Annotated in this window: 21 protein-coding genes and 1 pseudogene; 2 read left to right on the top strand and 20 right to left on the bottom strand. The window is 72.0% G+C overall.

The genetic code is table 11. The features are described from left to right. Window positions 1-18: 18 nt before the first annotated feature. The 10 genes from ABZ809_RS05755 to ABZ809_RS05710 form a co-directional block, all read right to left on the bottom strand. Window positions 19-2,208 carry a S1 family peptidase gene (locus ABZ809_RS05755; protein WP_357561212.1) on the bottom strand — a complete coding sequence of 730 codons (2,190 nt, stop codon included), beginning with the start codon at window positions 2,206-2,208 and terminating at the stop codon, window positions 19-21. A gap of 143 nt (window positions 2,209-2,351) precedes the next feature. Further along, window positions 2,352-3,848, bottom strand: a complete 1,497-nt coding sequence (locus tag ABZ809_RS05750) for a hypothetical protein (protein WP_357561211.1) — start codon at window positions 3,846-3,848, stop codon at window positions 2,352-2,354. Further along, window positions 3,845-4,981, bottom strand: a complete 1,137-nt coding sequence (locus ABZ809_RS05745; protein WP_357561210.1) for a hypothetical protein — start codon at window positions 4,979-4,981, stop codon at window positions 3,845-3,847. Before ABZ809_RS05745 ends, ABZ809_RS05750 begins: the two co-directional genes overlap by 4 nt. Before the next feature lie 50 nt (window positions 4,982-5,031). Next, window positions 5,032-5,517: a hypothetical protein gene (locus tag ABZ809_RS05740; RefSeq protein WP_357561209.1), complete on the bottom strand. Its 486-nt coding sequence runs from the start codon at window positions 5,515-5,517 to the stop codon at window positions 5,032-5,034. Window positions 5,518-5,789: 272 nt separating this feature from the next. Then, window positions 5,790-6,023 (bottom strand): zinc-ribbon domain-containing protein, encoded by a 234-nt coding sequence (locus tag ABZ809_RS05735; RefSeq protein ID WP_357561208.1) that lies wholly within the window; start codon window positions 6,021-6,023, stop codon window positions 5,790-5,792. Window positions 6,024-6,136: 113 nt separating this feature from the next. Then, window positions 6,137-6,949 (bottom strand): CHRD domain-containing protein, encoded by an 813-nt coding sequence (locus tag ABZ809_RS05730; RefSeq protein ID WP_357561207.1) that lies wholly within the window; start codon window positions 6,947-6,949, stop codon window positions 6,137-6,139. A gap of 276 nt (window positions 6,950-7,225) precedes the next feature. Then, entirely contained in the window at window positions 7,226-8,092 is an 867-nt protein-coding gene (locus tag ABZ809_RS05725; RefSeq protein ID WP_357561206.1) for an SRPBCC family protein, read from the bottom strand. Beyond that, window positions 8,085-8,642 carry a helix-turn-helix domain-containing protein gene (locus ABZ809_RS05720; protein ID WP_357561205.1) on the bottom strand — a complete coding sequence of 186 codons (558 nt, stop codon included), beginning with the start codon at window positions 8,640-8,642 and terminating at the stop codon, window positions 8,085-8,087. Before ABZ809_RS05720 ends, ABZ809_RS05725 begins: the two co-directional genes overlap by 8 nt. 88 nt (window positions 8,643-8,730) lie before the next feature. Continuing rightward, window positions 8,731-10,074, bottom strand: coding sequence for a class I SAM-dependent methyltransferase (locus ABZ809_RS05715; protein ID WP_357561204.1), 1,344 nt, complete (start codon window positions 10,072-10,074; stop codon window positions 8,731-8,733). Beyond that, window positions 10,071-11,471, bottom strand: coding sequence for an FAD-binding oxidoreductase (locus ABZ809_RS05710; RefSeq protein WP_357561203.1), 1,401 nt, complete (start codon window positions 11,469-11,471; stop codon window positions 10,071-10,073). Before ABZ809_RS05710 ends, ABZ809_RS05715 begins: the two co-directional genes overlap by 4 nt. An 81-nt stretch (window positions 11,472-11,552) precedes the next feature. Between ABZ809_RS05710 and ABZ809_RS05705 the strand changes: the two are divergent. Beyond that, window positions 11,553-11,836, top strand: a pseudogene (locus tag ABZ809_RS05705) (DUF427 domain-containing protein). 16 nt (window positions 11,837-11,852) lie between these two features. On the opposite strand, the gene ABZ809_RS05700 reads toward ABZ809_RS05705, so the two are convergent. From ABZ809_RS05700 to ABZ809_RS05680, 5 genes are all read right to left on the bottom strand, one after another. Next, a complete protein-coding gene (locus ABZ809_RS05700) occupies window positions 11,853-12,317 on the bottom strand; it encodes a hypothetical protein (protein WP_357561202.1) in 465 nt (154 codons plus the stop codon). A gap of 339 nt (window positions 12,318-12,656) precedes the next feature. Then, the gene (locus ABZ809_RS05695; protein WP_357561201.1) at window positions 12,657-14,612 is read right to left on the bottom strand and encodes a VWA domain-containing protein; all 1,956 of its coding nucleotides are present in this window, start codon (window positions 14,610-14,612) and stop codon (window positions 12,657-12,659) included. A gap of 2 nt (window positions 14,613-14,614) precedes the next feature. Further along, window positions 14,615-16,054, bottom strand: a complete 1,440-nt coding sequence (locus tag ABZ809_RS05690; RefSeq protein ID WP_357561200.1) for a magnesium chelatase — start codon at window positions 16,052-16,054, stop codon at window positions 14,615-14,617. Between the two features lie 86 nt (window positions 16,055-16,140). Beyond that, window positions 16,141-16,638 carry a hemerythrin domain-containing protein gene (locus ABZ809_RS05685; protein WP_357561199.1) on the bottom strand — a complete coding sequence of 166 codons (498 nt, stop codon included), beginning with the start codon at window positions 16,636-16,638 and terminating at the stop codon, window positions 16,141-16,143. A gap of 4 nt (window positions 16,639-16,642) precedes the next feature. After that, window positions 16,643-17,611 (bottom strand): aldo/keto reductase, encoded by a 969-nt coding sequence (locus tag ABZ809_RS05680; protein WP_357561198.1) that lies wholly within the window; start codon window positions 17,609-17,611, stop codon window positions 16,643-16,645. A gap of 81 nt (window positions 17,612-17,692) precedes the next feature. Here ABZ809_RS05680 and mgrA point away from each other — a divergent pair, with 81 nt between their 5' ends. Next, on the top strand, window positions 17,693-18,682 hold the full coding sequence (gene mgrA, locus ABZ809_RS05675; protein WP_357561197.1) for an L-glyceraldehyde 3-phosphate reductase: 990 nt from the start codon (window positions 17,693-17,695) through the stop codon (window positions 18,680-18,682). A gap of 19 nt (window positions 18,683-18,701) precedes the next feature. Here the strand turns inward: mgrA and ABZ809_RS05670 are convergent, their stop codons facing one another. The 5 genes from ABZ809_RS05670 to ABZ809_RS05650 form a co-directional block, all read right to left on the bottom strand. Then, window positions 18,702-19,643, bottom strand: coding sequence for a phytanoyl-CoA dioxygenase family protein (locus tag ABZ809_RS05670; protein WP_357561196.1), 942 nt, complete (start codon window positions 19,641-19,643; stop codon window positions 18,702-18,704). A 192-nt stretch (window positions 19,644-19,835) separates the two neighbouring features. Then, window positions 19,836-20,999, bottom strand: a complete 1,164-nt coding sequence (locus tag ABZ809_RS05665) for an ATP-grasp domain-containing protein (protein ID WP_357561195.1) — start codon at window positions 20,997-20,999, stop codon at window positions 19,836-19,838. After that, on the bottom strand, window positions 20,996-22,249 hold the full coding sequence (locus tag ABZ809_RS05660) for an MFS transporter (protein WP_357561194.1): 1,254 nt from the start codon (window positions 22,247-22,249) through the stop codon (window positions 20,996-20,998). The genes ABZ809_RS05665 and ABZ809_RS05660 overlap by 4 nt, the downstream gene beginning before the upstream one ends. Further along, on the bottom strand, window positions 22,239-23,435 hold the full coding sequence (locus ABZ809_RS05655) for a hypothetical protein (protein ID WP_357561193.1): 1,197 nt from the start codon (window positions 23,433-23,435) through the stop codon (window positions 22,239-22,241). The genes ABZ809_RS05660 and ABZ809_RS05655 overlap by 11 nt, the downstream gene beginning before the upstream one ends. A 10-nt stretch (window positions 23,436-23,445) precedes the next feature. Further along, window positions 23,446-24,390: a hypothetical protein gene (locus ABZ809_RS05650; RefSeq protein WP_357561192.1), complete on the bottom strand. Its 945-nt coding sequence runs from the start codon at window positions 24,388-24,390 to the stop codon at window positions 23,446-23,448. Window position 24,391 lies beyond the last annotated feature (1 nt).

Raw genomic sequence — 24,391 nt, 5'->3', positions numbered from 1 at the left:
GGTAGGGCGGTCAGAAGGTCACCAGCGGCGGCCGTCCGGCCAGGTGTCGTACGGGCGGGCCGAGAGGATCGGGTCCCAGCCCGTGTTGTTCCGGGCGTCGGGCAGGTGGGGGTGGATGTCCGCCCCGCTGCCGTCGAACGGGCTGGCGTCCAGGTAGGTGACGACCTGACCGGAGTCGAACCGCTTGTAGTAGAGGCCGCCGCCGGGGTTGAACAGCGACGTGGTGTCGCCCCACCCGGTCGCGGCGAGCTCCGCGGAGGTCCACACGCCGGCGGCGTCGATGGCGTACGCCATCAACCTGCCGGTGCTTGTCGTGCCGAGGATCCGGCCGGGGCCGGGGGCGGCCAGCGAGGTCAGCGTGAAGTTACCGGTGATCGTCTTCGCGCTGGTGATGTCGGCGTAGACCGGCTTCGGCTTGGTCACGGTGTAGCGGCGCAGCGCCGAGCCGGCGTTGATGCCGTAGAGCGAGCCGTTGCCGTCGTAGACCAGCCGGTCCTGCGTCCATCCGGTGTCGGCGAGTTTCGTCGTGGTGAAGGCCAGCGGGTCGGTGCCGGTGACGTCCACCCGGTAGAGCTTCCCGTCGGTGTTGGTCACCAGCAGGGTGTCGGCGTTGAGGGCGGCCATCGCCTTCGGGGTGAAGCCGAGCGTCGCCGCGGAGACCATCCTGCGCTTGGCGCCGGTCCCCGGCTCGACGGTCGTGTGGGACAGCCGCCCCTCCGGCCCCGTGCCGAAGACCGACACGACGCCCGTCCACGGCCGCGCGGAGAGCAGCTCATGGCGGAACCATCCGCCGTTCATCGGCTCCTCGCCGATCAGCGTGATGTCGTCACCTCGGCCGTCGAGCGGGTTGGCGTCGCGGTAGCGCTTGAGGCCGTCGCTGGGGTTGATGGTGAGGTAGAGGCCCCCACCCGGCGAGACCAGTTCCCTGGGCCTGTCCCAGCCGGTCTGGTAGAGGTCGGACCGGGACCAGGAACCGGTGCCATTGATCTTGTAGGAGATCAGGTAGCCGGTGGTCGTGGTGCCGAGGAGCCGACCGGGGCCGGGCGAGGCGAGCGTCTGCAGGCCGAACCCGCTGCTGATCGTGGTGGGGGCCGTGAAGTCGGCCGCCGCCGGCTTCACCTTGGTCACGGTGTAGCGACGCAGCGAGCCCGAGATGATGCCGTACAGCGAGCCGTGTCCGTCGTAGACCAACTCGTCGAAGGCCCAGTCGGCGGAGGCGATCTTCGTGATGGTGTAGGTCAGTGCGACCGTGTTCGCCACATCCACCCGGTGCAGCTCGCCGGCCCCGTTGGTCAACAGGATGGTGTCCGCGTTGAGCGTGGCCATCGACTTGGGCGCGAAGGGCAGGGGCACGTCCGCGGTGCGGGTTCGCACGTCGCCGGTGGCGGAGTCGACGGCGTGGGAGACGAGGCGCCTCTGCACGGTGGCGTCCGGCATGAGCTGATGCGTGACGCCGAAGAGGTGGACGTCGGTGGTCTGCCAGTCGATCCACCATCCGAGGTCGTCGACCCGGGTGGCGGTGGCGCCGTCGCGGGTCTCGGTCTCGGTCAGGCAGCCCTTCTGCCACGAGGTGCTGACGATCGCCACCAGCTCGGCGGACCCGTCGCGGAACGCCGGGCCGCCGGCGTCGCCCTTGCAGAGGGTCGCGCCGGCCGAGGCGCCGAGCAGGCCGACCGACGTGGCGGTGACGTCCTGCACCGTGAACGAGCCCTGGTGCAGGTTGTCCGGCACCCACTCGGTGGCCGTACGGCCGTAGCCGGTGATCTTGAGCGTCTCGGTGGCCGACGGCGGCGTGCTGGCGAGCGCGACCGGGGGCACGTCGGTGACCGGCGCGGCGAGGCGGACCAGGGCGACGTTCCGGTCCGGGTGCGGTGCGACAGCCACCACCGTGCGCTGGTGACCGGCGGTGCCGGTGAGGTCCGCGCGGCCGACCAGCACCGTGGTCGGCCGGGTGGGCGCACCGGCGGCGACCGGCGCGCTGCCCTCGGCGAAGCAGCTCTTCGCCGTCATCACCCAGTTCTGGTCGATGAGCGCGCCCGAGCAGGCACGGAGGTCACCAAAGGTGACCTTGGCGCTGAACCGGTAGGTGCCCTCCGGTACCGGCTGGGCCCCCGCGACGGCCTGGGCGGAAGCGCCACCCAGCAGGCCTGCCGCGAGCGTGGCGGCGAGCAGGGCGCCACCCCATCGACGCGTTCGGTGAACTGACAATGCATCCCCCATGGATAAGGAATCGACACGCGATCAGACCAAGGTCGATTCGATTCCGGTGGATGCTATCGGCCACCGGAGACGGGGAAGACCCCTGCACGCATAGGGGCCCGAGAAGGGACAAGAGGACCGCAAAGGTGCCGTCAGTCCCGCTCCGGTACGGGATCGCTGTCGGAACCGACGGCCGGCGGACCGCCGTGCGTCCAGGGCGTCTCCTCCGGTGCCGGGAACGCGCCGACCGGCAGGAACGCGTCGGAGAGCGTGGTGTAGCAGAGCCGCTCCCCCACCTCGGGCACGCTGCCCGGCGGGGCGGTCAGCCCCCGGCCCATTCCGCCGGAGAGCTCCAGCACCACCTCGGTCTTGCCGTCCGGCGCGGGAGTGACGAAGACCACCCGGGCCTTCTGCGCCGGCCGGGCCGGCGAGTACAGCGTCGCCCCCACCGGCATCGGCACCGGCTCGGTGGTGACCACCTGGACGCGGGGGCGCAGCACCGGCCGCTTACCGGTGTCGTCGACCCGCTTCGGGTCCGCCAGGGTGACGTCGCCGACGAACGCCTCGCCGGTCAGCCGGTGTTCCGCCATCACCAGCGGGTCGTCGTAGGCGCGTTGCACGGCGTAGGAGGTCAGGGCCCGTTCCAGCCGGTGCAGCCGCTGGGCGGCGGCCACCGCCCCGTCGCGCCGGGGCTGGGGCGCGCCCCCGTTGTCGACGTGCTCCGCGTAGCCGGTGAAGGCGTCCTTATCGCCGTCCCACCGGCCGGCGGCCCGGGCGCCCGGGGGCAGGCCACGCAGCAGCCCCACGCCGCGCCACATCAGCTCCCAGGTGGGCGCCACCTGGTCGCGCAGCAGCCGTTCCAGCTCCGCGTACGCCCCGGCGCGCGCCACCGGGTCGTCCTCGGCACCGACGTACGCGTCGATGGCCGGGGCGAGCCGCCGGTTGTCGAAGTCGGGGTCGGTGGCCGGGCCGGCAGGCGGGCAGACCGACGGGTCCTCGGCCCGGGCCGCCGCCTCGACGCCGGTGAGCCCGGCCGGCGGGCCGATCCAGCCGAGCAGCGCCGGCAGGTGCTGGTCCTCCACCGCGCTCTGGCCCGTGGCCCAGTGCAGGGCCAGTGCGTCGGTCATCGCCACCAGCGCCGCCGAGCCCGGATGCTCGGCGCGCTCGGCGAAGAAGGTCAGCCAGCGCCCGAGCACCGGCACCGACGGGTGCACCGGATAGTCCCCGTCGGGGCGACGGAAGCGGGTGGAGCGGCCGAGCAGCCGCAGGAAGGTGACCCCGGCCGGGTTCGGCACCAGCAGCTGCGGCGCGTCGACGTAGCGGTACCGCACGTCCCTGCCCCGGTCGACCGGCACCGCCTCGGAGACCCCCCGGAACCCGTCCAGGTACGGCAGCACGAGCGCGGCCAGCTCGGCGGCGAACGCGAACCGCTGGTCGCGGTTGCGGGGTTGCGGCACGATCAGCAGCCGCGCCGCGTCCGGGGCGTCGCCGACCAGCGCCGCCAACGGGGCGTTCGCCTCGCCGGCCATCGCCAGCGGCACCAGCACCAGCGGGCGCTCGGCCAGGTGCAGGTGCCGGACGGTCGCCACCGGCCGGGCCACCCCGGCGGCGAGCGCCTCGGCCCTGGCGAGCGCGCGCAGCGTACTCATGCGGTGGTCCCGGCCAGGGCGTCGGCGCGCAGCCGGGCGGCGGCCCGCAGCAGCGCGGCGGCCTCCTCCTGCTCCGGTTCCGGGGTGCGTTCCCCGGCGGCCAGCGCCAGCACCTCCTCGACCTCCGCGATCCCGCCGAGCGCCTCGCGGACCGGCCGGCCCAGCGCCCCGGTGTGGCCGCGCGCCTCGTACCGGCAGAAGTACGCCAGCTCGCAGGCCGCCAGGCAGTCGGGCGCGTAGCGGGCCTCCACCGTCGCCAGCGCGGCGAGCAACTCGGCGGGCTCGGCGGTCAGGTCGGCGGTGAAGTCCCCGGGCACGGCGGCCAGCAGCGTGTCGAGCCGGGCCATCCGGTCGAGCTGGCGGCGCAGCACCAGCAGTTGCTTGCGCACGTCCACGAGGCTGGCCATCGGCTGGTTGGCGAAGTCGCGCGGGCAGACCAGCACCACGTCGTGCGACACCAGTTCCGGGTCGTGACCGGCGGCGACGAGCAGTTCGCGCAGGGCCAGCACGTAGACGGCGGCCTGGGTCGCGGCGGCGGACACCTTGGCCGGGTCGGCCTGACCGTCGACCACCGCGAACGACTTGATCTCCACCACGTGGAACCGGCCGGCGAGCCGCGCGGCGACCAGGTCCGGTTCCAGGTGCACCCGGCGGCCGGCGACGTCCAGGCCCAGCAGCGGGTGGTCGAAGAGCGCGGCGTCGGCGTCCGTCCCGCTGCCGGGGGCGTCGTCCGTGGCGTCGCCGGGGGCGGCGCCGGCCAGCAGTTCGGCGGAGCGCCGGTGCCGGGCGGCCGTGTCGTCCGGGCCGCCGTCGCCGAGGTCCGTCCAGGTCGCCGCCGCCGGCACCGGTACGCCCAACCGCTCGGCGACCAGCCGGAGCAGCTCCGCCCCGCCGTCGGCCTTGACCTGCGCCTCGAACGCGTTGCCCCGGGTGATGGCGAACCGGGACTGCCCGAACCCGGCGGGGAACCCGATGCGCTCGGCCAGCCTCGGCTTGTCCACCCCGGCGCCGTCCAGCACGGCCCGCCGGGTGCAGCCCGGGTTGCCGGTCAGGGCGGCGATGGTGCGGGCGTTGTGCCGCTTCGGTGGCACACCGCCCCGGATCGCGGCCAGTCGCTCCTCGCTGCTCGTCACGATCCGCCACGATAGGCGGTCACCGCCGGCCGCGCCGGACGGAATCGCCGTCAGGGCGAGGTGGAGAGCGCGGCGACGAGCCCGAAGCCGCCGCAGCAGAGCAGCCCGACCACGGCCAACGTGACCAGCATGATGCTGTAGTTCGACCACAGGCCGAACTTCGTGACGTCGGTGCCCTGCCCGTCGTGGACGCGGTTGCGCCAGCCGCCGAAGCGGAACGACAGGTGCTGCACCGTGCCGGGGTGGGCGACGAGCGCGGTGGTGATCAGCGGGATGCCCATGAAGTCGGTGTAGCGGACGTCGTGCTGCCCCGCCGGGACGGCCACGTGCCAGGTGCCCTCGCCGGGGATCGACACCGCCTGACCGTTGACCTTGAACCTGCTCGTGGTGGGGGCCGGAACGATGTACGGGCCACGGTTGACCGAGACGACGAGCACCGCGTAGCCCGGCGGGGGTGCGATCGGGTGCGGGTAGGCGATCATCGGGGTCACCGGGCCGGGCACCGGCGGGTACTGCGGATGAGGGGGATACGACACCGGCACATCCTGGCACGACCCGGCGACGTTGCCGAGGGTCTGCCGACCACGAACGGAATAGCCAGGTCGGGGCCTCGTCCGGAGCAGGGTCAGCGCCCGCCGGAGCGGTTCCAGGGCGAGCGGGGCTGGGCCGCACCGGCCAGCGGCCGGCGCTGGCGGCGACGCCGACGGCCGGGCGTGCAGGGCGGCCGGGGGGCGGTGTGCACGGGCGCCGGGGCGGGCGCGACGGGCTGGCGGCCGATCAGCCAGCAGAGGAACCGGGCCACCGGCGCTCAGCCGATCGGGAGGCGGCGGGCGTCGGACGCGGCGATGTCGTACTGGGCGCCGCAGAAGGTGCACTGCTGCACGTAGCGGGTGCGGATCGGGATGATCGGGATGAAGAACAGGCTGAACTTCGTCGACCGACGGGTGATCACCTGTGCGACGTCGTTGCCGCAGTTGCGGCACACCTGTCGCATCACGCCCGACCGGCTGACCTTCGTACGAAGCCCGAAGATGAAGAACATCGCCTGGCAATACCCACCACCGGCCCCGTAGTCACCACCCGGCCCGGCATACGCGAGGGGGCATCCGCTCGTCGGGGACGAGCGGATGCCCCTGCCTCGGGCGGCTGTCGACGTCAGTCGTCACTCATCTGCCGGTCCCATTCGGCGTCGCTCGCCTCCTGGTTCCAGTGGCCGCTCTTCTCCCATTCGGCGTCGCTCGCCTCCTGGTTCCAGTCGTCGCCCTTGTCGCGGCCCTGGTCGCCGCCCTGTTCACGGCCCTGGTCGCCGCCGTTGTCGCGACCCTTGTCCTCGCCGCGATCGTGGTCGCTCTTCAGCTGGCCCCGGATCTCGCCCGTCGGGTACTTCTTGGTGTGCACGTTGACGTACGTGACGCCGGCCTCGATCGCGTCGACGAGTTCGTCGAACTCGCCCGGCTCGATGCCCTGGTCGGCGGGGCCCACCACGTCGGCGGGCTTGACGGTCCCCTCGATCTTGGCCGGCGCGGTGGGGCAGGACTGGACGCCCTTCGGGGCGCCGCCCTTCCCGTCCTTGATGTTCGAGCAGAGGAAGACGGCGACGCCGCCGCTCTGGTGCCGTCCGCCGAAGTGGATGTGCGCCTGCTCGACGTCATTCAGGTCGTCGTAGCTCAGCCGCCACTTGATCTCCTTGTTCCGCTCGTCGATGTGCGCCTCGAACCGGCCGGAGCCGGGTGTGGAGATCGTGAGCGGATCCTCCTGGTAGCCGCTGAGTTTCGCCCGTACGGTGTCCTTCTCGCCGTTCCGCGAGTCGTCCCAGTCCCACGAGTCGCGGGAGTCTGACGCCTCGCGCGAGTCGTGCCGGTCGCGCGAGTCGTCCCGCCCGTCGCCCATGGCTGCGCTTCCCACGGCGACCCCCGCCACCGCCGCGCTGGCCGCCACCGCAACTGCCCACAAACGGGTACGTTTCATCATCATCGCTGCTCCTTCTAGGCGGATGCCTGGGCCCGGGCTCACGGACGGCTGTCGACCGTCCGTTGAGGGCGCAGGCGGAAGGCGCGTCCAGGTCAGCGCCCTATGATGAAATTGTCCCATATTTCCTATGAGCCGTTGTTGTCTTCCTGATCCGGCCGTCAGGCGCCCTTCGCGAGCTGTGGGAGCCGGCACCCGCTCCTGGGGCACTTCGACAGGAAAGGACCCCCGTCACCCGGTCGGGTGGCAGGGGTCCTTTTTCCGGACGTCAGCTCGTCACGCCGTCTGCGGCTCCAGGCCCGGCACCTCCGCGGGCAGCCAGATCGGCTGCCAGTCCTTCATCTCGTGGAACCGGCGCAGCTCGAACAGCGAGGAGACCGACCCGGCCCACGCCCCGTACGGCGGGTTCTGCTCGTCGAAGCCGGACTGCACGAAGGTCAGCTTCGTCTTGCCCTGCGACTCGGCCAGCTCCCAGGTGCTGACGCCCGTCGGCCCCCAGTCCACCGACAGCTTCCGACCCGGCTCCAGGTCGACGACCTTCGCCGCGTAGCCCGCCTCGAAGCCGCCCATGGCATAGCGGCCGCCGACCCATGCCTCGATGCCGATCGGGTAGCCGAACCAGGCGCTGGCCTGCTCGGAGTCGGTCAGCGACTCGAACACCTTCGCCGCCGGCGCGTCGATCAGCAGCTCGCCGCGCATCTCGGCGGAGGTGAAGTCGACCTTCGGCAGCAGCGACTGCCCCGCCAGGTGGGCGGCCAGGTTGGCGAGCGACAGGCTCCAGAACGTCTGGAGCACGCCCCGGATGCTGCTGCCGCTCATCGCCTCGGCGAAGTCGAAGTGGCTCTGGGTCAACGTCAGCACCGTGCTGTCGGCGCCCTCCGCGCGCAGGACGAACTCGGTGGTGGTCTCCACCCCGTCGAGCAGCCACGCGAAGCGCAGCGTGTCGTCGTCGACCTGCAGCAGGCGCTGGTGCGGCGCGTCGCCCTCGGGGGTGTGCCGGCCCCAGAACTCGTACCGGTCCGGCAGCTCGACCTCGGCGTGCTCGGCGAACCAGACGCGCAGTTCGGCCGGGTCGGTCAGGGCGCGACGGACGGTCGCGACGGGCGCGGCGAGGCGGACGGGCAGCTTCATGGGTTCAGTCACGGTCTTTCCCCTTCGGGTAGCAGGCCACGGCGAGCTTGAAGGCGTCTCCCTCGGCACCCCCGTAGCGCGTGAACAGGTCCTGCAGAGCGGTCTGCAGGTCGTGCAGGAACTGCTGGCGCTGCTCGGCCGGCACCCGGATCTCGCCGGCCACCCCGACCGAGGGGAGCTCGGGGGCGGTGCGGTCGAGCCCGGCGATGTCCTCCTGGACCTCCTCCATCAGGTCCAGCAGGTAGCCGAGGCTCAGCTCGTCGCGGGCGCGGCGCAGGCCGATCCGGCCGACCAGCCGGGGGGACAGCCAGTAGGACCGGGCGGCGGCCTGGTAGATGCCCTCGGTGATGCCCCGGACCTTGCGCTCGCTGACCAGCTCGACCAGCCCGGCGACGACGAGCTGCTTGACGTGGTAGTAGACGCGCTGCGGCGTCTGCTCCAGCCGGGCGGCGACCTCGGTGCAGGTGCGCGGCTCGGCCAGTTGCCGCAGCACCTCGACGCGCTGCGGCTTGAGCAGGACCTCGGCCTGCTCGATCTGCTCCAGGTACAGGATCTCTCTCATGGCAAAATCAGTTTGTACGTACAAAACTTCTTTGTCAATAGGAACGGCGACATCCGCGCCGAGGGGCGGCGCGGATGTCGGACGCGGATCAGGGCAGCCAGTCGGGGCGCAGCGGGTAGCCGCTCGCCCCCTCCGGGCCGTTGCGGGTGGCGAGCACCTGGTGCAGCTGGATGCCGTTGCGCTCGAACGCCAGCCGGGAACCGGCCATGTAGAGGCCCCACACCCGGGCCGTGCCCGCCCCCACCTCGGAGACGCAGAAATCCCAGTGCGCCACGAGGTTGCGACACCAGGCGGCCAGCGTCAGCGCGTAGTGCAGGCGCAGGTTCTCCTCGTGCTGCACCTCAAGGCCGACGTCGTGGATCTCGCTGATCACCCGCCCTGGGCCGGCCAGCTCCCCGTCCGGGAAGACGTACCGGTCGATGAACGCGCCCGAACGGTGCGGCGCGCGGTTGTCGGCGCGGGTGATGCAGTGGTTGAGCAGCCGCCCGTCCGGCCGCAGCCGGTCGGCCAGCGCGCCGAAATAGGCCGGGTAGTTGCGCACCCCGATGTGCTCGGTCAGCCCGATCGAGGAGACCGCGTCGAACTGCTCGCGCGGCGCGTCCCGGTAGTCGAGGTGGCGCACCTCGGCCAGGCCGGTCAGCCCCTCCCGCTCGATCGCCGCCCGGGCCCACTCGGCCTGCGCCCGGGACAGGGTCACCCCGAGCGCCTTCACGCCGTACTCGCGGGCCGCGTGCCGGACCATGCCGCCCCACCCGCAGCCCACGTCGAGCAGCCGCATCCCCGCCCCGAGCGCCAGCTTCTGCGCCACCAGGTCGTACTTGGCCGCCTGGGCCTGCTCCAGCGTGTCGTCGGGCCCGCGGAAGACCGCGCAGGTGTACGTCATCGACGGGCCGAGCACCTTCTCGTAGAAGGCGTTCGAGACGTCGTAGTGGTGCGAGATGGCGGTGCTGTCCCGCACGCGGGAGTGCCGCAGCCCGTTCATCAGGCGCTTCCAGCGCGGCTGCGCCTCCTGTGGCGGGGGCGGCGGCGGCATCAGCCGCTCCCAGCCCAGCCCGCGCACCAGGGCCAGCCCCTCGGCCAACGACGGCGTACGCAGCCGCAACTCGTCCTTCAGCACCCGCAGCGCCTCGTACGGATCGCCCGGGTGCACCCCCTGCAACGCGAGGTCGCCGCCGACGTACGCCCGGGCCATGCCCAGGTCGCCGGGGGCCGTGAGCAGATAGGTCAGGCCCCGCTCGGAACGGATCGACAGGGTGATCCCGGCGTCGGCCGGCCCCACCGCGCTGCCGTCGTAGCCGGTGACCCGCACCGGGAGGGCCCCGGTGGTCAGCGCGCGGACGACGTCCGCCACGGTCGGACCCGGTCGCCGGCCCCCCGCCGGCGGGGTGGCGGGAGCGCTTGCCGCCCCCTGGTCTCGATCGGTCAGGCTCATTCTCGTGCTACCGCCTTCTCGTACAGTCCGGTGAGCCGGTGGTCCGGGTCGTAGCGGTCCCTCACCGCGCGCCACGTCGCGCCGCCGTAGAGCCGGTCGAAGGATTCCCGGTCGTAGTACGCGTCGGAGTAGAGCGACTTGTGGCCGCCCGACTCCGACACCATGCGCTCGATCGCCCGGTTGACGTCGCCGTCGGCGGCGCCCTCCGCGATCGGCACGCTGCCCCAGAAGCCGATGTTCACATAGCTCTCAGCCGCCCGGAGCGGATACAGCGGCCAGGCCCGGGCCGATCCCGGGCCCGACGGCTCGCGCAGCCGCAACGGGCAGAGCCAGACCGGGGTCATCCCGACGGTGCGGGCGAACCAGCGCAGGAACTCCGCCGTCCGCTCCAGCGGGATCTCCACGTCCTGCACCACCCGCTCGCGCGCCGGCTGGCCGCGCAGGCGGTCGATCCGGGCGGCCACCCCGTGCCGGTGCTCCCACCGGACCAGCCGGTGGTAGACGTCGCTGCGCCGCCACCGCGCCGGCCAGACCCGCCGCACCACAGGGTGCTGCACGCCGAACGCCGCCGAACACCAGAACCAGTCGGTGTCCCAGCGCCAGAGGTAGTCGTACGCGGTCAGCACGTCGTGCGTGCGCTGGCGCAGCGACCGGTAGTAGATGCCCTGGCCCGTGTAGTCGCTGGCCGGTGGCGCGTCGTCGGTGAAGGTGCCCAGGACCAGGTACGCCTCGCCGGGGCTGAACATCACCCCGTCCATCGCGTCCACCGTCTGCCCGGCCCAGGAGCCCGTCGCGGTGACCTCGGCGACCGCGTCGACGAGAGCCTCCAACCGGGTGAACCGGATGTTGCGCAGCCCCACGAACCGCCGCACCGGCTGCAACTCGATGCGCAGCCGGGTGGCGTAGCCGAGGCTGCCCAGCGAGTTGGGGAACGCCGCGAACAGATCCGCGTGCTCTCCTTCCGGTCGCGCCGTGACGATCTCGCCGGCCCCGGTGAGCACGTCCATCTCGACCACCGACTCGTGCGGCAGGCCGTTGCGGAACGAGGTCGACTCGATGCCGAGCCCGGTCACCGCCCCGCCGAGGGTGATGGTGCGCAACTGCGGCACCACCAGCGGCATCAGCCCGTGCGGCAGGGTCGCGTCGACCAGGTGCTCGTAGGTGCACATGCCCTGCACCTCGGCCGTGCGGGCGGCCGGGTCCACGGCGAGCACGCCGGTGAGCCCGCCGACGTCCAGGCCCGGCGCGCGCGGGGCGGACCGGGGCCGGAACAGGTTGGAGGTGCGCTTGGCGAGCCGGACCGGCTCACCCGCGGGCACCGCCGCGTAGGACCGCCGCAGGCGCGCCACCGCGTCGTCGTGGTCGACCGGATGATGATCCACACGGACCGCACACATGCGATCACTGTACGCGCGAGAAGCGCGAGGTGTGGGACCTCGACGGTGGCCGCGCCGGCCCCGGCGGCATAGCGTGGAGCAATGCCGAGAGCCGTGTGGAACGACCTGGTCATCGCCGAGAGCGACGACACCGTGCTGGTCGAGGGCAACCACTACTTCCCCGGTCCGCACTGCGCGACGACCTGATCCGCGAGTCGGCGACCCGCACCGTCTGCCCGTGGAAGGGCACCGCCTCCTACTACACGCTGGAACGCGACGGGCGGACCAGCGCCGACGCGGTCTGGTACTACCCGGACCCGAAGCCCGAGGCGGAGCTGGTCCGCGACCGGGTGGCCTTCTGGAAGGACGTCCGGGTCGTCGACTGACGCCCACGCCGACGGCTCAACCGGTGCGGAGCATGCGCAACTGGGCCAGGTGTTTCGGCAGGTGCACCCGGGTGTGCAGGTCCAACGTGCGGGCCCAGGGCAACGGCTCGTCCACGACCAGGTCGAAGCCCTCGCGCAGGTGGGTCTCCACCGGGGTCTGCGCGGCCGGGCCGAGCCGATCGGTCAGGGCGCAGAGCTTCTGGCTCGTGGCCCGCAGCAGGGTGGCCAGCCCGTCCAGCCCACCGCACTCGGCGACCAGTGCGTCCACCTGGGGACGGTGGATGGTCTCCAGGTCGTAGTACGCGAACGGCGAACCGGCGAGGACCGCCTCGGTGGCCTCCGTCATCAACTCGTCGTTGGCGGCGAGGTGCGCGACGATCTGCTCGGCGCTCAACTGCCCGGCCGGCGGCGGCCCGAACCCGCCCGCCTCGACCTCCGCGAGCACCTCCGCGTACGCCCCCCGCAACGCCCCGCTGTCCATGCCCCCAGTCAATCCCGGCCCGCGCTGCCCGGCCCGGCGTTCCCACGGACGGTTCACCCGGAAGGGACCGGCCGGAAGGCACCGGCGGAAGGCACCGGTCGGAAGCGCCCCGGGGCGCCGCAGGCCGAAGGACTGATCGGGCGCTGTCGAGCTGCCCCACCAATAGGACCAGGGACGGCGGCCGACGGGACACTTCGCAGCAGGTCCGACCCCATCGGCACAGGCCGTGGTCCCACCGATGGGGCAGCTCGACAGCGTCCGCGGCGATACCACTCCTCGGCCGCGCCGCGCCGAGCCGGGCCAGGAGGCGCAGCCGCGCGGTCCGTCGGATCCGTCCGGTCAGCGCCGGCGGGGCTGGCGGGAGCGGAGATAGTCGGAGACCACGTACTCGCCGAGATCCTCCAGGTCGGGGGTGAACATCCGGCCCTTCGAGCGGCGGGCCACGGCGTCGACGAAGCGGCGCAGGCCGGGATCGTCGCCGAGCATGAACAGGTTGAGCGTGGCACCGTACCGGGTCAGCCGGTCCACCTCGCGTACGGTCGCCGCGATCGTCTCCGGCAGCGGCGGCCAGTGGAACAGCGCCTCCCCGTCGTCCGGATCCAGGTGGGCGGTCGGCTCCCCGTCGGTGACCACCAGCACCACCGGCTCGGCGTCCGGGTGCCGCCGCAGGTGCCGGGCGGCCAGCCGCAGCGCGTGCTGCAGGTTCGTGCCCTGCTGCATGTCGGGCTCGACGGCGGCCAGCTCCTGCTGGGTCAGCGGCAGCGCCTCCCGACCGAAACCGACGATCTGGAGGGCGTCCTGCGGGAACCGGGTGGCCATCAGGTGCGCCAGCGCCAACGCGGTCTGCTTCATCGGGCCCCACCGGCCCTGGGAGATCATCGAGTAGGAGAGGTCGACGCAGAGCGCCACCGCCGCCGAGGCCCGCCGCTCGGTCTCCACCACCTCGAAGTCCTCGACGGCCAGTCGCACCGGCACGCCGGAGCCGGCGCGGCGGACCGCCCGGGTCAGCGTCCGCACCACGTCGAGGGGCTGCTCGTCGCCGTACTCCCATGGCCTCGATCCGCCGCTGACCTCGCCGGCGGCCCCCGCCGAGCGCAGGTCGTGCTGGCCGCGCGGCCCGGCGGTCAGGTCGGCGAAGACCCGGCGCAGCGCCGTGCCGCCGAGCCGGCGCAGCGCCTTCGGGGCCAGGGTCAGCCCGTCGGCGTCCCGGCTCACCCAACCCTGCCGGCGCAGCTCCCGCTCCAGCTCCCGCAGCCGGCGTACGTCGTCGGCGGCGTCCCGGCCCAGCGTCCGGGCCACCGCGTCGACGTCGACGTCGTCCAGGGTGGCGCCCGGATGCTCCTGGTCGAGCTGGTCCAGCAGTTCGTCCAGCTCGGCGATCTCGCCGAGCGCGTCGGCGGCCTCGCCGTACCCGAGCGGCCGGTCGCCGCGCACCCGCTCGCCGCGACCGGAGTGCAGGTCGGGGCGGAGCGCGCGGAGGTTGTCGTCCAGCGCCGCCAGTTCCCCGGCGAGCCGGTCGCCGAGCGACTGCCGCATCAGGCCGGCCAGTTCCTCGCGCTGCCGATCCGACAGCGAACGCATCAGCCGCTCCCCGGCGGCCGAACGCCGGGCCAGCACGTCGACCAGCTCGTCGACGTCGGCGGGCTGCTCCGGGAAGAAGTCGCCGTGCCGGCGCATGAACTCGGCGAACGCGTCGGTGGTGTCCTCCGACCGGGCGTGCCGGGCCAGCAGGTCGTTCAGGTCGCGCATCATCTCGGCCAGCCGCCGCTGCGCGGCAGGATCCGCCGAGGCGCGCACCGCGTCCCGCAGGCCGGCGAAGCGCTGACCGAGCACGTCGTCGCGGAGCCCGTCGAGGATCCGTTGGTACGTCCCGCGTGCCTCGTCGCTGGCCCACTGGTAGCCGGCCAGCTCCTGCACGGCGCGGGCCGTCGAGCGGGGCAGGTTGTCCAGCACCGCCTCGGCGAACCGCGCGGCGTCGTCGTCGCGGCCGCGCAGCTCGTCGCGTTCGGCGGCGAGCGCCTGGTCGAGCAGGGCCCGGGCCCGGGTCACCGCCCCGTCCAGGTCGCCCCGACGCAACGCCTCCCGGCGCAGCCGCCTGGCCCGGGCGGCCAGGTCGTCGAGGCCGCCACGCCCCTGGGGGCCCCGGCGCAGCAGATCGCGCAGCGCCTCCCGGAGGCTGCCGCCGGCCAGCACCTCGGCGCCGACGGCGTCCACCGCGCCCCGCACGTCGTACGGGGGCGCGAGCGGGTCGGGGCCGCCCTGCCACTGCCCGTACCGGAACCGGTTGCCGGCCATGCTCAGGCCCGGCCGCCGTAGCGGGTCCGGCCTCTGTCGGTGACGTCCTTGCCGAGCCGGCGGGTCAGGTGCAGCCCTTCCAGGACGAACTCCACGCCGGCCGCGGCCTGCTCGGGGGTGGGCGCGTCGCTCAGCCCGAGCCGGTCCAGGGCCTTGGCCAGCCCCGGGACGGTGCCCACCTGGCGCAGCAGCTCGGCGGAGCCGACCAGCTCGCCGGTTTCGATCACCGCGCCCTCCTCGACCAGGGCGGTGAACCCGGAGAGGTCCAGCCCCGCCAGCCGGGTCCGGAACGTCTCGGCGGTCGCGGTCCGCAGCAGGTGGCCGAGGATCTCGACCTCCCGTCCCTCCTCGCCGCTCTCGAACTCGACCTTCCCGCGCAGGGTGCTCGTCACCGACACCGCGTCCCCCACCCGGGCCACCGCCCCCTCGGCTGCCGCCAGCAGGCCGGCGCGACGCAGCGCGGCGGCGGCGACCGTCTCGGCGGCGGCGATGGCGAACCGGGCGGAGACACCCGAGCGCGGGTCCACCGACGGCGACTCGCGCACCGCGCGGGCGAACCGCGCCAGGACCTCCAGCACGTGCTCCGGCACCTCGGCGACCAGGTCGGCCTCCTGCCGGACCAGGGCCAGCTCCAGGTCGAGGTCGACCGGGTAGTGGGTACGCACCTCGGCGCCGAAGCGGTCCTTGAGCGGGGTGATGATCCGGCCCCGGTTGGTGTAGTCCTCCGGGTTCGCGCTGGCCACCAGGAACAGGTCCAGCGGCAGCCGCAGTTGGTAGCCCCGGACCTGGATGTCCCGCTCCTCCAGCACGTTGAGCAGCGCCACCTGGATCCGCTCGGCCAGGTCCGGCAGCTCGTTGACGGCGAAGATGCCCCGGTTGGTACGCGGGACGAGGCCGAAGTGGATCGTCTCCGGGTCGCCGAGCGTACGCCCCTGGGCGATCCGGATCGGATCGACGTCACCGATCAGGTCACCCACGCTGGTGTCGGGGGTGGCGAGCTTCTCGCCGTAGCGCATCGAACGGTGCAGCCACGCCACCGGCAGGTCGTCGCCGGCCTCGGCCACCAGCGCCCGAGAGCCGGGGGTGAGCGGGTGCAGCGGATGCTCGTTGAGCACCGAGCCGGCGATCACCGGGGTCCACTCGTCGAGCAGGCCGACCAGCGAACGGATCAGCCGGGTCTTGCCCTGGCCCCGCTCGCCGAGCAGCACCATGTCGTGCCCGGCGAGCAGGGCCCGCTCGACCTCGGGCAGCACCGTGTCGTCGTAGCCGACGATGCCGGGGAAGCGGTCGGCACCGGTACGCATCCGGGCCAGGAGGTTGTCGCGGAGTTCCTGCTTGACCGTGCGGTACGCGTGGCCGGCCGCCCGTAGCGCGCCGAGCGTGCCGGGCAGGTCGGCCGGTGGGACCGGGGTAACCGGGGAAGGCGCAGTCACCCGATCCACGCTAGCTCACATAATCGGGTACGCCCGGTCCGTCGGCCGGGTACACAAACCGACAGGCCGACGAAGCGGACCGACCGACGGACGCCTCAGCGGTGCTCGTCGACGTAGCGCTGCGGGTCCTTGTCGGCGAAGGCGAGGTCGCGACCGTTCTTGTGCTCGCCGTGGAAGGTCAGCCAGCGGCGGCCCAGCTCGGCCCGCAGCTCGTCGCTCGCGTGCCGGCGGAAGTCGGGCAGGGCCTCGTCCTCCTCCTCGGCGAGGTGCTCGCTGTTCTCCCGGCGGGCGGTACGCACCGCCGCCCACCACTCGGCGGAGCCCACGGGGTGCAGCTTGGACTCGGCGACGGCGTCACGGATCTTGTTGTGGTCACCGATCGCGTCGACGGTCTCGGCCTCGCCGTCGTCGCCGTGCCGCACCAGGTGCGGGTAGAGGATCGCCTCCTCCGCCTCGGCGTGCACGTCCAGGTGCAGGGCCAGCGCGTCCCAGATGGCCAGCAGCTCGTGCTCGTCGCGGGCGTCGTCGAGGCGGGCGAAGCCCCGGCGGAAGGCGGCGTGGTCGTCGAGGATCAGCGCGGTGATGTCGTCCATGGGCTCACCTTCCGGCTCGGGCCCGGAGCAGGCGGGGCGCCGCCGCCAGCCCGGTGATCGGGCGGAACTCCTTCGCCGCACGGACCAGCGCGGCGTACTCGTCGTCGGCCAGCTCGATGTCGGCCGCCGCCGCGTTGCGTTCGACCTGCTCCACCTTGGAGGCGCCGGGGATGGCCAGCACGTTCGGGTGCCGCAGCAGGTAGGCCAGGGCGATCTGGCTGGGGGTGGCGTCGTGCGCGTCGGCCACCTGCCGCAGGGTCTCGATCAGCGTCGCGCCGCGTTCCAGATTCTCCGGCAGGAAGTACGGGTTGGCCCGGCGCACCGCCCCGCTCGGCGGGTTCTTCGCGTCGTACCGGCCGGACAGGAAGCCCTGGGCCAGCGGGCTGTACGCGATCACCAGGCGGCCGGCCTGCCGTGCGTACGGCAGCAGGTCGTGCTCGGGCCCACGGTCGACCATGCTGTACCGGACCTGGTTGCTCAGCACCCGCCGGCCGAGCGCCGCCTCGGCGACCTGCCAGCGGCGCAGGTTGTAGTTGCTGACGCCGACCTCGCCGACCAGCCCGACGTCCTGCAACGCGCGCATGCCGCGCATGGTGGTGTGGTCGGCGACCAGGGGGTTGGGCTGGTGCACCTGGTAGAGGTCGAGGTGGGTGACGCCGAGCCGGGCGGCCGAGGCCACCGCCCGCTGCTGCACGACCGGGGCGACCGGCAGGATCGGGAAGATCTTGGTGGCGAGCACGACCTTGTGCCGGTCGTCGCCGAGCGCCTCGCCGAGGATCCGCTCGCTGCGGCCGAAGCCGTACAGCTCGGCGGTGTCGAAGACGGTGATCCCGAGTTCGACGGCCCGCCGGACGATGTCGGCGGCCAGGCGCTCGTAGTCGGCGCCGTAGCCCCACTCCCGGGACCCGAACTGCCAGGTGCCGAGGCCGATCTTGGACAGGGGTTTCGGGGTGTCGAGCTGGACGAACCGCATGTCCCGAAACTACCCCGGCGTCCCCGACGGCACGCCGCTTCGCCGCGCACGGCCGGTGCCTGCGGGGTTAGGGTCTCGCTCGTGACCTATCTCGCCGCGGACCAGCGCTACGACCAGATGACCTACCGGCGCAGCGGACGCAGCGGGCTGCGGCTGCCGGCGATCTCGCTCGGGCTGTGGCACAACTTCGGCCCGGACCGGCCGTTCGAGCGGCAGCGGGACATCGTCCGGCGCGCCTTCGACCTCGGCGTGACCCATTTCGACCTGGCCAACAACTACGGTCCGCCGCCGGGCGCCGCCGAGGAGAACTTCGGCCGGATCCTCGCCACCGACCTCCGGGCGTACCGCGACGAGCTGGTCGTCTCCAGCAAGGCCGGCTACCTGATGTGGCCCGGCCCGTACGGCGAGTGGGGCTCCCGCAAGTACCTGCTCTCCTCGCTGGACCAGTCGCTGCGCCGGCTCGGGCTGGACCACGTCGACATCTTCTACTCGCACCGCTTCGACCCGGACACCCCGCTGGAGGAGACGATGGGCGCGCTCGACGCCGCCGTCCGCTCCGGCAAGGCACGCTACGTCGGCGTCTCCAACTACGACTCGGCGCAGACCGAGCGGGCCGCGGCGATCCTGCGCGAGCTGGGTACGCCGCTGCTGATCAACCAGCCCTCGTACTCGATGCTCAACCGCTGGACGGAGGACGACGGCCTGCTGGACACCCTGGAGCGGGTCGGCGCGGGCTGCATCGCCTACAGCCCGCTCGCCCAGGGCCTGCTCACCGACCGCTACCTGGGCGGCATCCCGGCGGACTCCCGGGTGCGCACGAGCGTCTTCCTCGACGAGAGCGACCTCGCCGAGGAGAAGATGGCCACCATCCGGGCGCTCGGCGGGATCGCCGAACGGCGCGGCCAGTCACTCGCCCAGCTCGCGCTCGCCTGGGCGCTGCGCGATCCGCGGATGACCAGCCTCATCATCGGGGCGAGCAGCGTGCCGCAGTTGGAGACGAACGTCGCGGCGCTGGACGACCTCGACCTCACCGCCGAGGAACTGGCCGAGATCGCCCGCCACCTCGGCTGACGCCCCCGGCACGGCACGGTCAGTAGATGTCCGCGTACGGCGACGCGCGGGAGAACGCCTTGAGCGCGTCGAGGTCGTAGCCCTCCTCGAAGTTGGTGAGCTCCGTGAGCAGTTCCTCCGGCTCGTACCGGTAGCGGCGGGCCCACGTCTCGTACGACTCGACCTGCGTCGGGTCGGCGCCGCTGAAGCAGCGGTAGCCGCGCGGCGAGTTCCGGATCACCTGGTCGACCGCCGGGGCGAACCGGATGTCGATGTTCCACCGGATGCGGTCCGAGACGTTGGGCGTCGAGCGGTGCAGGGTGGTGTCCGTGAAGATCACCACGTCACCGGGTTCCATCCGGGCGGTGCTGACCGGGCCGTCCCCGAGCGCCGCGTCCGACGTGCCGTACTCGCCGTTCGGGAGGCGGTCACGGGGGATCCAGCCCCGGGTGTGCGAGCCGGTGACGAACTGGAGGCAGGCGGTGTCCTCGTCGACGGGCACCAGCGGGATCCACACCGACAGCAGCGGCCCGACGGCGGCGTCCCAGCCCTTGTAGTAGTAGGCGTCCTGGTGCCAGGCGACCTGCTGGGTGCGGCCGTGGGGGTCGCGCGGGCGGGCGTTCCACACCCCGTGCGCGTAGACCTCGTCACCGATCAGGCTCCGCACCGGACCGAGCAGCTCCGGGCTGCGCCACAGGTCGTACACCGGTTGCCCCACCAGGATCCGCCGCCAGGCGGCCGGCACCCGGACCGGGCTGGACTCGATCAGGCGCAGGTAACGCTGGTCGTACGGCAGGTCGGCGAACGTCTCGGTGATCCCGGCCCGCTGCTGCCACTGCCGGGCGAGGTGGTCGACGACCCGGCTGAACGAGCCGTGCAGCCCGTCCAGGATCCTGGCCGGGAGCGCACCCCGCAGGATCAGGTGCCCGTCACGCCGGAACTGGTCCAGTTGCTCGGCCGTCAACGCGTGGGGGTGGTCCACCATCGGCTCCTTCGTGCGCCGTACGGGATCGAGCCCTACCACCAGGCGGGGAAGGCCTCCGGTGCGACGATCGTGGCACGAGGCCGAATGGGCGACAACGCCTCATTCGCCGGACGGGACCCCTATTCTGGTCACCCCCGCGGCCGGCGGCACGAAGCCGGCGCAGGAGAGCGGAAGGCTCCGGGGCCGTTGTCACACGACGTCGACGAGCAACAACTCCCCGATCCGGTCGAACCGTTCGGCGAGGTCAGCCGGGGTGGCGCCGGTGATCACGACGAAACCGGGTCGGGTGGCGGAACTGACGACGGGTCGCACCGGGTCGCCGGGAGCCAGTGGGAGGGAGATCTCGTGGACCCATGGGAACGCGGCCACCTCCGCCAGGCCGGTGACGGCCCGGACCGTACCCGGCGGCACGGAGAGGAACCGGATCTCGGCGTAGCGGGCGGCCTGGCGCGATGGTTGCACCGGCATCCCGAGATGGGCCGCCGCGACCTCGACGAACATGTCCCGCCCGGTCGCCAGGCGGAACAGGTCCGTGATGCGGTCTCCGCCCGGACGGGCGTGGCTCTCGATGACACGTGGCCCGCCGTCGGTCAGGATGAACTCGGTGTGCGCCAGCCCGGTCGTCATTCCGATCGCGTCCAGCACGTCGACAGCGGCTCGCCGCAACTCGTCGTACGGTCCGTCCGGGGCCGGGTGGACGTGTCCCGTTTCCACGAACCCTGGCGGACCGGAGGTCGACTTGCGGGTGACACCGAGGATCTCGTGCGCGCCGTCACGGCTGATGGACTCGACACTGAACTCGGGCCCTACGAGAAACTCCTCCACGACGTGGCCCTGCCCGTAGTCGAGCTTGTGAGCCAGGCGATCCACCTCGTCAGGATCTGCCAGCAGTTGGACGCCCTCGCTGCCCACGCCGCTTCGTGGCTTGACGATGAGCGGTGTGCCGAGCTCGGCGACAGCGGCTCGCAGAGCCTCGGCGCTGTCGCAGATCCGCTGGGCCACCGCTGGTAGCCCGGATTCGCTGAGCCGCCGCCGGAACAGCCACTTGTCCGTCGTGATCGCCACGTCATCCGCCCCCGGGCCGGCTACACCGAGCCGCTTGGCGAGTGCGGCCGCGACAGCGACCGACGTCTCGCCGAAGCCCAGCACGACGGCTGGAGCCACCTGGGCCATCGCGGCCACGGTTCGCTCGAACTCGGCCGGATCGTCCCACCGCACGTGCAGCGTCTCGGCGTGGACGTCGGGTTCGCAGGCTTCCGACCGAACAGCGACGCAGCGGACATCGAGTGTCCGAAGAGCCTCGGTGACGGCGGGTCGGGGTTCGATGAGCGCGACGACGGGCTTCCGGGTCATACCTGAACCTCGACCTTCGACAGGTGCGGACGTCGTTGCTCGCCGATCACGAACAGAACGGTCGCCGCACCGACGAGCGCGGCCACAGCCAACCAGTACGCATGGGTGAAGCCACCCGTGTCCGCCAGAGCGAACAGGGCGGAGCCAGCCGCACTTCCGGCAACGCTGCCAGCCGCGTCGCCGAGGCTGAAGACGCCGATGTAACGCCCGCCGCCCTGCGCTGGCGCGATGCGCCCGATCACGTCGTCGACCGAGCTGCTGTAGAAGATCTCAGCGGCGGAGAACGCCACGATGAAGATGGCGAGGACCCAGATCGACACGCCCGCCGCGAGGACCGCGAACGCCAGGCTCATCGCAATCATCCCGAGCCTGAGCAGGTAGGACGACGGTCGCCGCGCCGACAGCCCCCGGATGACGGGATACTCGAGAGTCAACACGATGGCGGCGTTGGCGACGAACAGGGCGGACAGGATCGCTTCCGAGCCGGTGGCGGTGATGGTGGCCAGCGCCACCGTCGTGTTCAGCTGGGAGTAGCTGAACCAGAACGTGAACGCGACCAGCAGCAGCGTCACCGTACGCCGGTCCCTGAGCAGGGCCACAACCGATGGTCGAGGGTCCTGACCGGCGTCCCGGTCGGTCGACGGCAGGCCTCCGTGCCGCTGCCCGGCGTGCTCTCCGGTCCGCAGTGACCGGCGGGACAGCAGCGTCAGTACGGCGATCTGGGTCGACATGGCGGCGACACAGACCCACCGGAAGTCCGCCGCCAGCAGCACGGTGCCAAGGGGTGGCCCCAGGATGGCCGCGCCGTTGACGGCCGCTCCGCGCAACGCGAGGCTACGCTGCCGGATCGCGGGGTCCTGCTGGATGAACTCGACCCGGATCGGCAGCGTCACCAGACAGCCGCCGGCACCGATCAGGGCACACACGACGAGTAGCGCCCCGAACCCGTTCACCGACATCAGTCCGACGAATGCCGCGACACGCAGCAGCAGTCCGACGGTGAGGATCCGCTGCGTCCCGTACCGGTCGACCAGTATCCCGACGACATGGCCGAGGCCCTGCTGCCCGAACAGGAGCACCGCGACGCAGGTGCCTGCCTGGCCGATGCTCAGACCTGAGCGGGTGAGTGACACGGCCAGGAACGGCATCAGCATGAAGGTCGTCACGCCGGTGAGGAACACCGCGACGAGCAGGGCCTTGAGCCGTGCCGGGAACAGGGCCAGGTCCGCGGCCAGCGGGTTACGTGCCACTGCCCGCTGCCGTCCAGATCATGCGGGGCAGCAGGAACTCCTCCAGGATGCGGGCTCGTCGGAGGGCTGTCGCGTGGTCCTCGGCCTGGTAGGTCACGCACGACACGTGATCATTGGAGTGGCGGCTGGCGGGGATCGTCGTCCCGACGGCCCGCCGGAAGGTGTACCGGTCCACCCAGTCGAAGGGCAGCTCCGTCGGCGCGTCCTTCAGCGTTCCACCGGGCGACGGCAGGATCAACGACGAGTAGATCTTTCCTCCGAAGGCCGGGGACTGCCCCACCGGCAGTCCGCAGGCCGCCCGGAAGGAGGCGGCGACGAGATCGAAGCCGTACGTCCGATGCACGAGATCCGGAATCTGCGCACCTCCGACCCGGCAGGCGATCTCGCAGAAGACCAGCCGGTCGTCGGGCGTGCGGATCACCTCCAGGTGATAGGCCGCCGAGTCCGGCGCCGGCATCGTGACGAGCAGCGCCCGGAGCAGGTCCCGCAGCCGGTTGGCGATCGGGGCATCCGGCTCGATGAGGACGTGTGCCATCGGCGCACCCTGCAGGAATCTCAACGGCGGAACGCTGTAGCGCGCCGAGGAGATGAACTCCAGGCCGGGTGTCACCAACGCGTCGACGTGGTAGACGTCCCCCTCGACGAACTGCTCCACCTCCATGTCGTACGTCCACGGCGTCGCACAGGCTGTGGTGATGTCGCGCCGATCTCGCAGTACCTGGATGCCCCGCGAGCCGCCCTGGTCGACGGGCTTGAGGACGAGCGGAAAGCCGTGCCTGTCGGCGAACCGCTCCACGTCGGCTTGCGAGCCCACGCGGGCGTACGCCGGGACCTCCATGGCGGGTCGCGCGGCGTCCTTCATCGCCACCTTGTCCCGGAAGGCCAGCGCCGACGCGGCCGACTGGCCGCCGATACCCCACTCGTCCCGCAGTTGCCCGCACCGCAGGATCTCGTACTCGTTGTCGGTTATGACGGCGTGAAAGGGGTCCTCGGCGTGCAGGGCGCGCGCTCGCTGCGCCCCGAGCGGCGACTCCTCCAGGTTGTCGATCTGCTCGTAGTGCGCCAGGCCCTCGGCGTTCTCCAGGGGCTCCTGGGAGAGCACCACGAGGCGGTCGGCGATCTCCGGCAGCATGGCCGGATAGTCGTTGTCGCCGCTGTAGTTGAGCGCCAGGACCCTACGGGGCACGCCGCCCGAATCACGCATAGTCGTGGAAGAGCTTGTCGGTGGGCTTGGGCTCGTACAACACGTGCTCCGGCTTCCAACTCGCCAGAGTCCGGTCGAAGTCGGTGGCTGCTTCGACCAGGAACTGCGCGAAGTCCGGCAACACGGGTGGTTCGTTGCTGGGGCAGGTGTTGACCTCGAAGATCCGGAGGGTCCCGGTCCTCTGGTCCTCCACCACGTCGACCCCTGACATGCGCGCGCCGACCGCGCGGGAGGCGCTGGCGGCGATGTCGATGAGATCGGGGGTCAGGTCGCACGGGGCCATGGATCCACCCGCGCTGAAGTTGGTGATCCAGTGCCCCTCGGGCGCGTAACGGTAGTGCGCGTACACCGGCTCGTAGTTCAGGCAGTAGACGCGGATGTCGCGACCAGGATTGTCGACGAACGGGACGAGATAGTAGTGCTCGTCGGGAGGCAGGGTGTCGACGATTTCCGACAACTCCGCCATGGATTCGATTTTCCGCAGCCCGTTGCCACCGAAACCGACGACAGGCTTGAGCACCAGGGGGTACGTCTGGGTCTGCGCCCACCGCCCCAGGCTCTTTGCGTCTCGGCCGCTCAGTACGGGCATGTGCGGTACGCCAGCCGCGTGCAACATGACGCTGTTCAGATACTTGTTCTGACCGCAGAACAGGGTGCGTGCCGTGTTGAGGACCGGCACGCCCATTCGCTCGAATGCTTCGAGCTGGTACATCCCCCGGTAGAGGATGTCCTCGTACACCCAGCCGACGACCAGATCCGGAGCGATCTCCTCGCCCTCGAAGTGGAAGCGCGCGCCCGTTGCCGTCAACTCCGTGACCAGTTCGTCGGGATGCACCCGGACGATGTCGGCGCCACGACGTCGCACCTCGGGAAACAGGACGGCGTGGTCCGTCTCGTCGTAGTCGTTGCCCAGCAGCACGATGAGGGGTCGGGTCATC

Origin of the sequence: Micromonospora sp. NPDC047074 (genome assembly GCF_040643815.1) — a bacterium.
Lineage (GTDB): Bacteria > Actinomycetota > Actinomycetes > Mycobacteriales > Micromonosporaceae > Micromonospora.
Note: the sequence above shows the minus strand (reverse complement) of the source record. Positions and strands in the feature narration are given on the sequence as shown.